The organism is uncultured Gemella sp., from assembly GCF_963537375.1.
Taxonomy (GTDB): Bacteria; Bacillota; Bacilli; order Staphylococcales; family Gemellaceae; genus Gemella.
The window spans coordinates 1-14419 of the sequence record NZ_CAUTDQ010000008.1; the positions used below are offsets into that span (position 1 = coordinate 1).

The window sequence follows — 14419 nt, forward strand, 5'->3', positions numbered from 1 at the left end:
CCAGAATTCTGGGTACATATCATTTCTACGAAATCACGATTTTTGAGTCACTCCCATTTATATTTTATAATTGGTAGACCTAAGTTCTGTAATTTTTAATGGCTATCTATGGACTAATTCATGAAAATTTTATACAATAGTATTTGCATGAATTATTTTAATCATGATAGGAAATATATGGCTGTTAGACTTTAATTTTTAATAGTTTAATAGTATAATTATAGTTGGAAAAAATTGTATAGATGAATGATTCGAATTTTAATCGAAAGGAATTTGATAATGAAAATAGGAATAGATAAAATTGGTTTTGCAATGCCAAATTATTATTTAGATATTCGTGATTTAGCCGCAGCGCGTGGAATAGAACCAGATAAATTTACAAAAGGTTTATTACAACTTGAAATGAGTATTCCACCGGTATCTCAAGATATCGTAACTCTTGGGGCACAAGCTGCATATGAAATATTAGATAAAGATGATTTAGAAAAAATTGACATGATTATCGTAGGAACTGAGTCTGGAATCGACCAAAGTAAAGCTTCTGCGGTATTTATTCATGGTTTACTAGATATTCAGCCATTTGTACGTGCTATTGAAGTAAAAGAAGCATGTTACGGAGCTACGGCGGCATTAGACTTTGCAAAAAATCATGTTAGAAACAATCCAGAATCAAAAGTACTAGTTATAGCTAGCGACATAGCGAAATATGGAGTTAAATCATCTGGTGAATCGACACAAGGTGCAGGAAGTTGTGCGATGTTAGTTAGCAGCAATCCTAGAATATTAGAGCTTAACAACGATAATGTTTGTTTAACTCGCGATGTTATGGACTTCTGGCGTCCTAATTACTCGCACTATGCTTTTGTAGAAGGAAGATTCTCTACAGAACAATACCTTGATTGTTTAACAACTACATGGGGAAGATTCTCTGAAAAATCAAAACAGAATCTTAATGATTTTTCTGCAGTATGTCTACACTTACCATATCCTAAATTAGGATTAAAAGGTCTAAGTTTATTATTAGAACAAGCTGAAGAAGATAAAAAAGAAGAATTACTTGCTCGCTTTAATGAGTCTATTTTATATAGTCAACGTGTAGGTAACATTTATACAGGATCACTATTCTTGGGACTGTTATCTTTACTTGAGAACAATGCTACTTTAGAAGCGGGTAATAAGATTGCATTATATAGCTACGGAAGTGGTGCTGTTGCCGAAGTATTTAGTATGACTTTAGTTGATGGTTATAGAGAACAACTAAGAAATAATCGTTTTGACGATTTTGACAGTAGAACACGTATTTCAATTGATGAATATGAGAAAATGTTCTTTAGAGATACTACAGTTGATGAAGAAGGAAACCTAGATATTTCTGATATTCAAGATGAAAGCAGATTTGTTTTAGAAAAAATTGAAAATCATAAGAGAGTTTATAAAAAACAATTTTAATAGAGGGAACTATGGAAAAAATTTGGAGTGGATTTTATAAAAAAAATATTGATGAACGCTTAGGAGTTATTGAACAAGCTGATATTTTAAGTGAAGAGCATCTTGAACTTCTTAAAAATAATGAGGTTTTGGACTTTGATACGGCTAATAACATGGTAGAGAATGTAATAGGAACTTTCTCATTACCTTTTAGCGTTGTGCCAAATTTTACTGTTGATGGAAAACAGTATGTAGTACCATTTGTTACAGAGGAACCATCGGTTGTTGCAGCTTGTAGTAACGCTGGGAAGATAGTAGCGAAATCTGGTGGTTTCAAAACAGAAATTCTTGATAGAAAAATGATTGGTCATGTTGCGTTATACGACATAGCAGATACTGCCGTAGCTGTAGAACGTATTCTTCAGAGTAAAGAACTTCTTATAAAAACAGCTAACGAAGCATATCCATCTATCGTAGCTCGTGGTGGTGGAGCTTGTGATATTGATGTCAAAGTTTTATCAGAAGAAGGTGTAGATTTTGTAGTTGTTTACCTTATCGTTGATACTTTAGAAGCGATGGGAGCAAATATGCTAAATACAATGCTAGAGGCCCTTAAAGTTTCGTTAGAATCATTAACTGAGAGTGTAGCTCTTATGGCGATTTTATCGAATTATGCGACACGTTCACTAGTTACAGCGAAATGTTCTATTCCATTTGAAGACTTAGGAGAAAATGGAGAGTATCTAGCTAAAAGAATTGAGCTTGCGAGTAAATTTGCTAAAGCAGATGTTTATAGAGCTGCTACACATAACAAAGGTATCTTTAACGGAATTGATAGTGTTGTAATAGCGAGTGGTAATGACTGGAGAGCTATAGAAGCGGCATGTCAAAGCTATGCAACTAAAGATGGTAATTATAAAGGGTTATCTACTTGGCGTTGTGATAAAGAGGCTAAGGAACTTGTTGGAGAAATCACGTTACCGATGCCTGTTGCTAGTGTAGGTGGATCTATCGGAATCAACCCTACTGTAAAAGTAGCGAGAGGACTATTGAACAATCCAGATGCGAAAACATTAGCGAGTATACTCGTTTCAGTAGGTTTAGCTCAAAACTTAGCAGCACTAAAAGCGTTAGTAGGAGACGGAATTCAAAAAGGTCATATGAAGTTACATGCTAAATCTTTAGCGATTTTAGCAGGGGCGACTAATGAAAATATTGAATTAGTTGTAGAAGAGTTAAGAAAAGAAAAACATATGAATTTAGCTAGTGCTAAAAAAATAGTAGAAAAATATAGTAAGTAAAAAATAAAAAGTGATTAGGATGAAAAATTACCCTAGTCACTTTTTTAGTATTGTTGAAATATTAAATTAAAAAACATCGCCATATGAAATGACGATGTTCCTATGTTCTTTTAATATAATTCGAATCTTTCTACGTAGTACATTGTTCTATTAGCTCCGCTAGTATAATTTTTATTGTTCAAGCGAAGTATCATCATACCTACAGGTTTTCTTGTAGCAACATTTACGTATGGGATAAGAACTCTATCACCTTTAATATCCCATTTTTCTACTGGTATAAAGATTGCATCAGTAGCACCACCGTAGCCAATATCACTTTTTGCTAGGAATACTTGATCTTTTGCGAAGTATACTACTTTATTTTTGTGATTCATTAATTTTTCTAAGTTTTCTTTATTGTAATCAGCAATATGATTGTTTAATTGTACAAATTCAATTTCTTTGTCATTTTGTAATCTTTGCAACACATCTTGTTTTTGGAATGTTTGAGCATTATATGTATTTAGTAAATCTAATACTTTAGTTAAGTTTATTTGTTTTACTACATTGTCGCTACCATCATTACTAGCGATGTATCTTACAACATTTGCAGTGCTGCTTCCTTGTAAGTTTAACATGCCATAAGCCATAGGTTGTAAAATTTCCCCAGCTTTAGCTAAATCATGTTTATAAGCTTGAGTATTATTGTTTTGAATAGTTTGTTTAGAAGGAGTAGTTACTTTTGGTGTAATTTTTTTATTTATACCATTATTAGTATTGTTATTATCTTTAATATTATTGTTATTGTTAACTTGAGCAACATGTTCAACTTCTTTTTGTAAATTAGCTAAAGAAGCTGGACTTTCTTCAGTAGTTTTTACCTCAGTAGTAATATTATCATTAGTATCTACTTTTTTTGCTACTTTATCTGTGCATCCTGTTAATAATCCAATTCCTAAAATAAATATACCTGTTGTTTTTAGAAGTTTGTTCATGTTATTCACCTTCTTTTTTATATAACTTCTTTATATTTATATTATACATTTAAAAATTACAAAAATCAATATTTTATTACAAAAATATTACATTTATATTACAAATAAATTTAAGAAGTATTACAAAATTAAATTTTCGATAAATATAGTCTTGTGTAGACAATATTTGAACAACGTTAGTTTTTATAGTAAAATATACTAGAAAATCAAATTAGGAGATAAAATACATGAATAGAGTTGCTATTGTAAGTGCAAAAAGAACTGCTATAGGAAGTTTTGGAGGGAGTTTAAAAGATGTTTCTGCTGCAAAAATCGGTGGAGAGCTTGTGAAACAATCATTAGAAAGTATAAATCTTAATCCAAATCTAGTTGATGAAATAATATTCGGTAATGTTTTGCAGACTGGTTTAGGACAAAATGTAGCACGTCAAATCGCAGTTAATGCAGGTATTCCAAAAGAAAAAAGCGCCTTTGTTGTAAATAAAGTTTGTGGATCAGGACTGAAAAGTGTTGTTCTTGGGGTACAATCAATATTATTAGGGGATAATGATGTAGTAGTTTGTGGTGGTGTTGAGAACATGAGTGCGGCACCTCATTATACAAAGAATGCTCGTTTCGGACAAAAATTAGGCAGTTTAGAATTAGAAGATACTATAATAAATGATGGTCTTACAGATGCGTTTGAAAACTATCATATGGGTATTACTGCTGAAAATATCGCAGAACAATACAATATAACAAGAGAAGAGCAAGATGAATTTGCTCTTTCAAGTCAGAATAAAGCGGCAGCAGCTATTGAAAATAATCAGTTTGCTAACGAAATAGCATCGATAGTTATTAAAACTAGACGAGAAGAAATTATTTTTGATACAGATGAATTTGTTCGTCCGAATACAACGTTAGAAAGTTTAGCTAAATTACGACCAGCTTTCAAAAAAGATGGAACTGTAACAGCAGGAAACGCATCAGGAATAAATGATGGTGCAGCCTGTGTTGTTTTAATGAGTGAAACTCGTGCTAAAGAACTAGGATTAGAAGTTCTTGCTTATATTGATGGTTATGCTTCGGCAGGATTAGACAATACGGTAATGGGATTAGGTCCAGTTCCAGCAACGCAAAAAGTACTAGAAAAATTAAGTTTAAACATAGAAGATATAGATTTATTTGAAATGAATGAAGCTTTTGCTGCACAATCTATAGCTGTAACTCGTCTACTAAATCTAGATCAAAACAAAGTAAACACACGTGGAGGAGCTATTTCGCTAGGACATCCAATCGGAGCTAGTGGATGCCGAGTTTTAGTTACTTTAGTTCACGCACTAATCAATGATAATAAAGAAAAAGGTGTCTGTTCCCTTTGTATAGGAGGAGGACAAGGGATAGCTATGGTGATTTCTAGAAAATAGTTATATGATTTATATAAATATATATTTATAAGAAAAGCTGAATATCTTATTAAAATTAAAGTTATTTATGAAAATAATTGTCTATTAGTAAAGAAAGTGTTAAAATAGATAAGTGATTATTTTTAAGGAGAAATATTGTGAATAAATTCATAAAAGAACATGGACAAGTTATTTTGTGGTTTATCTTTTTAGTGTTTATGCTAATATCACTTAGTATGGTTTTTACACATGGCATTAGATATGCAGTAATAGTCTTTGTACTAAGTTTTATATTATTATGTCCACCTATTGTAAAATTAATTCAGCGCAAAACGCGATTGAAAAAAGTAGTATTAGGTGTTGTAAGTGGGCTTGTAATGATGTTAACTATGTTAATGACGAATCATTTCAGTGAAGCTAGAAAAGAAGAACAAAGAAAAACTTTCCAAGAGAAAAAAGAAGAACGTGATAAAAAATTAGAAGAACAGTCTTCAGAAGAGAAAAAAGAAGATAATTCTGATGAGGATAAAGAACAACAACAAGTTCTTCCCCCTCCTGCTTCTAAGAAAAAAATTGACGAACAGGATGGAACAAAAAATGAGACTGTTCAATTAACTCAAACTCAACAAAATAAACAGCAACAACAACCTAAAAAAGTAGTTGTAAGAGCTAGTAAAAAGAGTGGAGTTTATTACACACCGACACATCCTTCTTATAACAATGTTGCAGCGAGAAATCTACTAGTCTTTAGTTCAGAAGAAGCCGCTCAAAGAGCAGGTTATAGAAGAGCTGCATAAAAAATCTCAGACATTTATGTCTGGGATTTTTTGTTTAAACATAGAAATAATATAAAATAAAAAAACGTGTTTGGGGAACACGTTTTTTTAGTGAACTAAATTAAGTTCTAAGCAATTTCTTGCTTGTTTATATCTAATCTTATATACAAATAACAAAAGAGTCTCTCAACTCTTTAAAAGGGAGAATGGCTTGCCTAGGGAGCGACAAGCCACATTATGAAAAAAATTAAAAAGTTTTATTATCTGTTAATATCATAAAGAATTAACCGAAATATTGGTTTAAACAAAAATAATTTCAAACTTAAAAGGGAGAAACGACAAGTGTCGTTAAGAATGAAATATTATTACTTTTGTTTAGATAATTATTATATACCTTAAACTTAAAATATACTTAAAATTTTTCATGTTTTTTAAAAAATGAAATTTGCTCGTTTGTTTTCATTTTTAATTCAAAATTTATAGTTTCTCTATCATTTTCAGCTAAATAACTGTTGATTTGAGAGAAGACTTTGCTTCCAAAAAAGCCACGGTATGTGGATAGTGGACTTGGATGAGCTGATTCGATAATTTTGTGTTTTGAAGAATCAATTAGTTTATTTTTGCTTCTTGCATAGGTTCCCCATAAAACAAAAACTATGTTTTCATTTTTTTCTGAAATTTTTTCAATTATGTAATCCGTAAAATCCTCCCATCCCATTTTACTATGACTTGCTGGAGAATTTTTTTCTACCGTTAGTACAGCGTTAAGTAAAAATACACCTTGCTTGAACCAAGATTCTAGGTTTCCTGTTTTTGCTGGTTTAATACCTAGGTCATCGTGTAGTTCTTTATAGATATTTATTAAACTTTTAGGTAGTGGTATGCCATCATTTACTGAAAAACTTAACCCACATGCTTGATCAGGATTATGATAAGGATCTTGTCCTAAAATTACGACTTTAATATCTTTTAATGGTAAGTCGAAAACTCTAAAAACCTGTTCCTTTGGCGGATAGATAGTTTTAGTAAGACGTTGTTCATCAATTTCTTTTATCATGTTATTTAATTCATCTATTCTTGGATAATTATTGAATATTTCTTCCCAACTGCTGTGCATATAAAACTCCTTTGAATAACTACTTGTTATAAAAGTATAACATAGTTAAATTGTTATTAAAATAGTTCTGATTGAACTTATCTAGGACATAAGTGTTTTGAGTATGATATAATGTTATTAACAAATACTCAGGAGGAATATGTATGAAATTAGGTTTTATCGGTGTAGGAAATATGGGAAAAGCTATCTTAGAAGGGCTACTTCGAAGTGATAAAGTTAGTAATATTGATGTTTTTGTGAGAAATTCTTCGGATAAAAGTACTAGAAATGTTGCTGAAGAAACAGGTGCTGTATTCTGTAAGAGTCTAGAACAAGTCGTAGAAAACAGTGATATTGTATTTTTAGGGGTGAAGCCATATTTAGTAGGAACAGTACTGGATCAAGTGAGCCTTAGTTTGAAGAATAAGATTGTTATTTCAATGGCAGCAGCTGTTGAAATAAATGATTTAGAAAAGAAACTTCCAAGGACTAAAATAGTTAGAATTATGCCGAATACACCCGTAAAAATAGGGAGTGGTGTAATAGGTGTTGTATTTAATTCTTTAGTAAATGCTGAAGAAAAAATATTAGTATTAGACCTCTTAAATAATTTAGGTATTGCCGAGGAAATATTGGAAAAAGATATGGCTGCTTTAACAGCTTTAAGTGGTTCAGGTCCTGCGTATGGATATTTATTTATAGAAGCATTAGCTGACGGTGCCGTACTAAATGGATTAAAACGTGATATAGCTTATAGACTCGCTGCAAGTACAGTTTTAGGTGCTGCGAAGATGGTTTTAGAGACTAAAGAACACCCAGGTAAGTTAAAAGATGATGTATGTTCACCAAGTGGAAGTACTATCGAAGCTGTGAGAGTTTTAGAAGAAAAGAATTTCCGCAGCGCAGTTATAGAATGTGAAAAAGCCTGTTTCGATAAATTAGATAGAATGAAATAGAATATAAGATTAAAGCTTCAACCAAAGAAATTTAGCTGAAGCTTTAAAATTTTCTATTTATTTAATTCATCTGTTAAGTTATAAAGTTCGTCTACTAGGTGACCAACATAAGCGATAGCTTCTTTAAGTGGCTCATCAGTACTTACATCACAACCTGCAAGTTTAGAAAGATCTAGTGCTGACATGCTGCTTCCTTTAGAAAGAACATTTAACCAAGTGTCGGCATAAGAACTGTCATTATCGATCTTATTAGCAATAGCTGTACCGATTGTTAATCCTGCAGAGTAAGTGTATGGATATAGTCCCATGTAGTAGTGAGGTTGTCTCATCCAAGTAAGTTCCGCACCTTCATTAACTACTAAACTATCTCCGAAGAACTCTTCCATAACATTGCGTTTAACTTTAGAAAGAACGTCAGCGTTAAGCATTTCGTTGTTATCAACCATTTTGTAGATTCTATCTTGGTAAACAGCTTCTAAGTAGTGTGTTACCATATTGTGGAAGTATGTTCTACTAATCATGTTGCTGATAACCCAACGTTTGAAACGAGCATCAGTGTTAGTTTTTAGTAGGTAGTTAGATACGATAACCTCGTTACAAGTTGATGGAGCTTCAACGAAGTAAAGTGGGCAATCGTTGTTTAACATTGTTTGGTGTTTACCTGTACTCATGAAGTGATATGCATGTCCAAGCTCGTGAGCAAGAACGAAAACTTCATTCATTTTTCCAGTCCAAGAAAGTAGGATAAACCCTGCTACATTAGGAACTGTTGCGCAGAATCCACCAGTGCTTTTCCCGATATTTTGAGGGAAGTCAGTCCAACGTTTGTCATAACTTTCATCGATCATTTTAACGTAGTCTTCACCAAGAACACCAAGTGCTTTTTTAAGGTAAGAACGAGATTCGTCGATAGTCATATCAACTTCGAAATCTGGATCAAGGTTAATTTTACAGTCTGCAAACTGCATATCTTCAATTTTGTGCTCGCGCGCTAGAAGTTTGATGTAACGGCGAATATGAGGTGCTAAATCTGTCATAAGAGTACGGATTTGACGGTCATATAATTCACGGTTACCATCTTGAGCAGCTAGTAGGTAGTCGATAACACTATCATAACCACGCATTGTAGCAAGCATTTTTTCTTTTTTGATTTGTGAAATATATTCATTTGCTGAAGTATTTTTATAAGTATTTAGAGTTTTATAAAAACTTTTCGCAGCATTGCGGCGTACCTCAGTATCATTATCCATTTCATGTAAGTTTTCGTATAGTACGAAGCTATTTTCGAAAGTTTTTCCATTTGCTTCGAAGCTATCGAATTGCATATCTTCGTGCTTAGTTACCTCATATAGATTGTAGTAACCAGGAAGACTCTCGTAGTTTGCGATTACCTGTTCAGCTTCTTTTGATAATGTGTGTTTTTTCTCCTGAACGATTTTTTCGAAGTAGTATTCTAAATCAGGACGATAGTTTTTTACGAAATCTTTAATGAATTGTTCATCTAGTTCTACAAGCTCAGTATCGAAGAAACTTAAATTCCCCGCCCATAAAGTAGAAACATCTTCAAAAAGTGTTACATTTTGTACTACATTGTCATTAAATCTATCCACCGCCATTGGTAACTCAGCGTAGTGAGACAGTTTATAGTATTCTTCATAAAGTTCTTCGTATTTTTTAACGGCAGTATCTAAAGTAACGTGATCCGTTAATTCCCCTTCGTAAGTAGCCTTGAAATCTAAGATCTCTTTTTTAATATTATCAAGGCTCGCTTTAAAATCTTCATCAGTTTTGTATAGAAGAGTCATATCCCAAGTATATTTCTCTTCGACTTCATTTCTTGGTATTAATTTCATTTCAGTCATAGTTTACCTCCTGTGTAATTTAGTCGAATTATATCGATTGATAGTTGCCTATGAGCAACTTAGTAATAATTATAATACATAAATGTGGTTTGGTAAATATAAAAAAATGGATATATTGCTAAAAAATCTAGCCAACTCAAAAGGTAAGCTAGATTTTGTTATTAATTAAATTTTATTTGATCTATTTTATCGATTTTTCTAATGATTGAAATCTCACCTTGTGTGTCTTTTAAAATTGATTCCATTAATGTTTTGGCAGTAGTGTATTCGAGTTGACTCATAGAGTCTTTTTCTTTTTCTAGTTGTTTTTTAGCCATATCTTCTATAAATGATTTTAAATCAAGGGTAATTGTTAAGACTTCATTTGTAGTAGTATCTATTGTTGCGATAAATGATAGAGGCATGTTTGAAAGGTCACCAGCTTCTTCACTAGAAAAAGTACCTGGATTTAGGTAAAATTTATTTCCGATGTCCGATAGTTTTATTTTTCCACTAAAAGTTAGTTTATTATCTGATTTTTCATAGTTTTTATCAGTTATAGTGTTAAAAAGTGTATTTCCATTGAAAAATACTTGGATTGCAGATAAAACTTCTAAATCGTCTGTAATTATATCGGGAACTAATTTTCCATTTTCAACATTGAATTTATCGTATCCAGAATTGTTTTTCTTAAGGAAAATATGTTCTTCTATTGTTGTAGTTTTGCCTAGTTCAGTTTCTTGCTCTGAAAATTTCTTTAAAACATTGCCACTATCGTCTATTTTAATATTAGATAATACGTTAACTGAGTAACCCTCTACCATAAGGTTAGATTTAATGTTAACCTTAGTATCTAATTCTAAATTTTTTTCTTTTGAAAAGTTGCTAAGGGATGTTTTAACAATTTCTTCATTTGATAATTCTTTTTTCGCTTCTTGTGATGTAGGTTGATTTGCATTTTTATTTTGAGAGCAGCCTAGTGTCGTTCCGGCAAGAACAGCAATTGCGAAAGTTAGTAGTAGTTGTTTTTTCATTTTATACCTCTTTAAGTTATCTTAGTTAATAATTATAACTTAAAAAGATTTTTATGTAAATAAAAGATCTAGGAAAATTCAGTATATACTATAAGAAGTTTACTAGTATTTTTTTTTGATGTATAATTTTAATTAGTAGATTTATTAAAAAAAGCGAGGTATCTTATGAAAATAGCAGTAGTAGGTGGGGGAATAGTAGGAGCTACATGTGCTTATTATTTGTCAAAAGAACAACGAAATGAAATAGTAGTTTTCGATTATGGTGTAGGTCAGGCTACTAAAGCGTCGGCTGGAATTATAAGTCCGTGGTTTTCTAAAAGGCGTAATAAACCGTGGTACAAGATGGCAAGACTAGGTGCTGATTTTTATTTGAAATTAGTTAAAGACTTAGAAGTTGATGGTTATAATACTGATTTTTATTCACAATGTGGAGTATATTTACTGAAAAAAAATGAAGATAAGTTACCTGAATTAAAAGAACTTGCTGAAAGTCGTAAAGAATTATCGCCGATGATAGGGGATTTAGAGATAATCTCAAAAGAAGAGGTTCAAAAAATTATTCCTAGCTTCGATAATAATGGAGACGTACTGTATGCGAGTGGTGGTGGACGATTAGAAGGGGAACGATTCGTTAATACTTTACTTTCTGCTTCAAAAGCTAATGTCGTTAAAGAAAAAGTTAGTTTAAAGGTTGTGGGAGATAAGTATGAGATTAATGGAACGATTTTTGATGTAGTCGTACTTGCGACTGGTGCGTGGTTAAAAGATATACTAGAGCCCCTTGGATTTGATGTTGATGTTCGCCCACAAAAAGGTCAACTAAGGGATTATAAAGTTTCTGATGAAAATACGGGATCTTATCCAGTTATTATGCCTGAGGGCGAATTGGATATTATTCCATTTGAAAAAGGTGTTGTTAGTGTTGGAGCGACACACGAAAATGATATGGGCTTTGATTTAACTGTTGATAAACATCAACTTGATGCTTTTGGTGAAGAAGCAGAGTACTTCTTAGGTGAATTAAAAACTGCACAGACAATAAATGAACGTGTTGGAATTAGGGCTTATACTAGTGATTATTCTCCGTTCTTTGGAGAGGTTCCAACATTGAAAAATGTTTATGCGATTAGTGGTCTTGGTTCTTCAGGTTTAACTACAGGTCCGATAATTGGCTATAGTGTAGCGAATATAATTTTAGGAAACGATATAGAACTAGACCCGCAAGATTACAATATTGCAAACTATATAGAAATTAAAGATAATTAGAGCATTTTTTAGTAGTATATTATTGATTTTTATAAAATCTGTAAATTAAATATAAGATATTTTACAATAATGATATTGTAATTTTGATATAAATAAAAGACTATGTAAAATAATAGTTCTAAAATTTCAGGAGATATTTATTGAAAATATCTTCTTTTTCTTTTGTAAAAAATAGCACAACGTTTGTATTTTATGATATAATTGAATGTGGACTATTGTACGCATTAGATGTTGTTTTGCGTGCTGATGATATTAATCAAAGGAAGGAGATTATTTATGATAGCTGAATACTTATCAGGAGTAAGTACTCTTACACTAATTATTCATTTATTGGATATATTATTAGTTTGGTTCTTAGTTTATAAATTGCTAAGTTTATTAAAAGGTACTCGTGGTATGCAACTTGTTAAAGGTATATTAATCGTTATTGGATTGAAAATATTCTTTAACTTTATTGGATTTAAAACGATGACATATATATTTGAACAAGTGGTTACTTGGGGAGTTCTAGGAATAATGATTATATTCCAACCAGAATTAAGACGCGCTCTTGAATATATAGGAAGGGTACAGCTATCGAATATCTTCAATATTAATTATAAAGATGTACAAAAAAACTCTACTGAACATATAATCAAAGCTGTTGTTGCTTCATCAAGACATATGGCACGCCGAAGAATAGGTGCACTTATAGTTTTAGAAAATAATACAGGACTTGATGAATATGTAGAGAGTGGTATTACAGTTAATGCTGAGGTTACAAATGAACTTATAATTAATATATTTATTCCGAATACACCGTTACATGATGGTGCAATGATAATTGATGAAAATAAAATTCGTGCTGCCAGTTGTGTGCTTCCTCTATCGGATAATAGATCTATAGCTAGTAGCTATGGGACAAGGCACCGTGCAGCTCTAGGGTTATCTGAAGTGACAGATGCTATAGTAATTGCTGTGTCAGAAGAAACAGGAAAAATTAGTGTATGTCAAAATGGTGTTTTAACTTCAGATTTTTCTACAGAAGATTTAGCGAAATATTTAGCTAAAAACTGGAAACAGCAAGATAAAATAATTAAATAAGAGGTGATATTATGCAACTAAAAGAAAATAATAAGTTAAAGTTAATATCATTTTTAATAGCGATACTATTGTTCTTATCAGTTAATGAAAATTTCAAGAATTTCTCAGTTCTTGGAGGTGATACGAACGATAATGCTACTGCATGGGTTAGTGATATCCCACTTGAAGTTGATTATGATAAAGATAAATTGTATGTGGTAGGTATTCCTAATACAGTATCTGTTAAATTAACTGGATCACAGACGAAAGTCCAGAAAGAAAGTGTTGCTAAGAACTTCAAAGCGAAGTTGAATCTTAGAAATGCTCAAATTGGTGATGATCAAAAAGTTAAAATTGAAATAAATGGACTAGAAAAAGGTGTAGATGGAACTGCAGAACCTTCTACAATAACTATATCTATTAGGGAAAAAGCAACTAGAGAGTTTAGAGTTACGCCGATAGTTAAAAAAGAGCGACTATTGATTGGATATGAAGTAGATAAACTTAGCGTTACAAATGAGACTGTCAAAATTTCTGGAGCTATCGAAAGCCTTAATAGAATAAATGAAGTCCGAGCTGAGAGTGATACTCGTACGAAAATTAATAGAAACACTAGAGAAGAGGCTAAATTAGTAGCTTACGATAGTGATTATAATAAAATAGAGGATATTCAAATAGAGCCGAACTCAACTCTTATGAGTATTGAATTAAAAAACATTGAAAAAGAAGTGCCATTAGAAGTAAATACTATAGGTAGCCTACCTTCAGGATATGAGTTAGTTAGTGCTACTGCTGATGTTTCTAAGGTAACTATTAGGGCGGAAGATGCTAATGAATTAGCAAAAATTAATGAAATGTTCGTTGATGTTGACTTGAGCGATGTTAAAGAAGAAACAGAAGAGCGTAGTAATCTAAAAATATATCCAAAAGAAAATATAAGGATAGCGACAGATACGCCGATTGTTAAAGTAACGATCAAGATAAGGAAAAAATAAAGATGACAGACAAAAAATTGATGTTTTTAGCTATTAATATGCTTATAACGGTTTTTAGCTTAGCTATAATAATAGGAACCATGTTTATAGAAAACCAAAGTGTCAAAAAAACAGCTATTTTTGTGGCGATAACGATATTAATAGTTCAGAAGTTAGTAGAGATAAAAGTAATTGAAGAAACTCGAAAAGTCAGTATTGTTATATTACTTATAATTATTGCAGCTGCAGGGTACTTCGGTTATAGATTATATTAAAATATAAAGAGCTTGGGGGAAGATTTGGAAACCTAATTAGAATTCGTGTTT

The 14419-nt window shown here is 31.7% G+C and carries 13 protein-coding genes; 9 read left to right on the forward strand and 4 right to left on the reverse strand.

What is annotated here, in order from left to right:
• The first annotated feature begins 279 nt into the window (after positions 1-279).
• Both RYK99_RS02615 and RYK99_RS02620 read left to right on the forward strand, forming a co-directional pair.
• On the forward strand, positions 280-1449 hold the full coding sequence (locus RYK99_RS02615; protein ID WP_314989862.1) for a hydroxymethylglutaryl-CoA synthase: 1170 nt from the start codon (positions 280-282) through the stop codon (positions 1447-1449).
• An 11-nt stretch (positions 1450-1460) separates the two neighbouring features.
• Positions 1461-2729 (forward strand): hydroxymethylglutaryl-CoA reductase, degradative, encoded by a 1269-nt coding sequence (locus tag RYK99_RS02620; RefSeq protein WP_314989864.1) that lies wholly within the window; start codon positions 1461-1463, stop codon positions 2727-2729.
• 110 nt (positions 2730-2839) lie between these two features.
• On the opposite strand, the gene RYK99_RS02625 is transcribed toward RYK99_RS02620, so the two are convergent.
• Positions 2840-3703: a hypothetical protein gene (locus tag RYK99_RS02625; RefSeq protein WP_314989865.1), complete on the reverse strand. Its 864-nt coding sequence runs from the start codon at positions 3701-3703 to the stop codon at positions 2840-2842.
• A gap of 227 nt (positions 3704-3930) precedes the next feature.
• Between RYK99_RS02625 and RYK99_RS02630 the strand changes: the two genes are divergently transcribed.
• Both RYK99_RS02630 and RYK99_RS02635 read left to right on the forward strand, forming a co-directional pair.
• Positions 3931-5109, forward strand: coding sequence for an acetyl-CoA C-acetyltransferase (locus RYK99_RS02630; RefSeq protein WP_314989867.1), 1179 nt, complete (start codon positions 3931-3933; stop codon positions 5107-5109).
• A gap of 137 nt (positions 5110-5246) precedes the next feature.
• Positions 5247-5885 carry an O-antigen ligase family protein gene (locus tag RYK99_RS02635; RefSeq protein ID WP_271966274.1) on the forward strand — a complete coding sequence of 213 codons (639 nt, stop codon included), beginning with the start codon at positions 5247-5249 and terminating at the stop codon, positions 5883-5885.
• A 391-nt stretch (positions 5886-6276) separates the two neighbouring features.
• On the opposite strand, the gene ung is transcribed toward RYK99_RS02635, so the two are convergent.
• Positions 6277-6981, reverse strand: a complete 705-nt coding sequence (gene ung / locus RYK99_RS02640; RefSeq protein ID WP_314989871.1) for a uracil-DNA glycosylase — start codon at positions 6979-6981, stop codon at positions 6277-6279.
• A gap of 143 nt (positions 6982-7124) precedes the next feature.
• Here ung and proC point away from each other — a divergent pair, with 143 nt between their 5' ends.
• A complete protein-coding gene (gene proC / locus RYK99_RS02645) occupies positions 7125-7916 on the forward strand; it encodes a pyrroline-5-carboxylate reductase (protein ID WP_314989873.1) in 792 nt (263 codons plus the stop codon).
• Positions 7917-7969: 53 nt separating this feature from the next.
• Here the strand turns inward: proC and pepF are convergent, their stop codons facing one another.
• Together pepF and RYK99_RS02655 are read right to left on the reverse strand one after the other, a co-directional pair.
• Positions 7970-9778: an oligoendopeptidase F gene (pepF, locus tag RYK99_RS02650; RefSeq protein ID WP_314989874.1), complete on the reverse strand. Its 1809-nt coding sequence runs from the start codon at positions 9776-9778 to the stop codon at positions 7970-7972.
• 161 nt (positions 9779-9939) lie between these two features.
• Entirely contained in the window at positions 9940-10791 is an 852-nt protein-coding gene (locus RYK99_RS02655) for a hypothetical protein (RefSeq protein WP_314989877.1), read from the reverse strand.
• Positions 10792-10956: 165 nt separating this feature from the next.
• Between RYK99_RS02655 and RYK99_RS02660 the strand changes: the two genes are divergently transcribed.
• The 4 genes from RYK99_RS02660 to RYK99_RS02675 all read left to right on the forward strand — a co-directional run bounded on the left by RYK99_RS02660 (position 10957) and on the right by RYK99_RS02675 (position 14368).
• A complete protein-coding gene (locus tag RYK99_RS02660) occupies positions 10957-12057 on the forward strand; it encodes an FAD-dependent oxidoreductase (protein WP_314989879.1) in 1101 nt (366 codons plus the stop codon).
• A gap of 276 nt (positions 12058-12333) precedes the next feature.
• Positions 12334-13140, forward strand: coding sequence for a diadenylate cyclase CdaA (gene cdaA / locus RYK99_RS02665; RefSeq protein WP_314989881.1), 807 nt, complete (start codon positions 12334-12336; stop codon positions 13138-13140).
• Between the two features lie 11 nt (positions 13141-13151).
• Positions 13152-14114, forward strand: a complete 963-nt coding sequence (locus RYK99_RS02670) for a YbbR-like domain-containing protein (protein WP_271987279.1) — start codon at positions 13152-13154, stop codon at positions 14112-14114.
• 2 nt (positions 14115-14116) lie between these two features.
• Positions 14117-14368, forward strand: a complete 252-nt coding sequence (locus RYK99_RS02675) for a hypothetical protein (protein ID WP_003147579.1) — start codon at positions 14117-14119, stop codon at positions 14366-14368.
• The last annotated feature ends 51 nt before the right edge of the window (positions 14369-14419 follow it).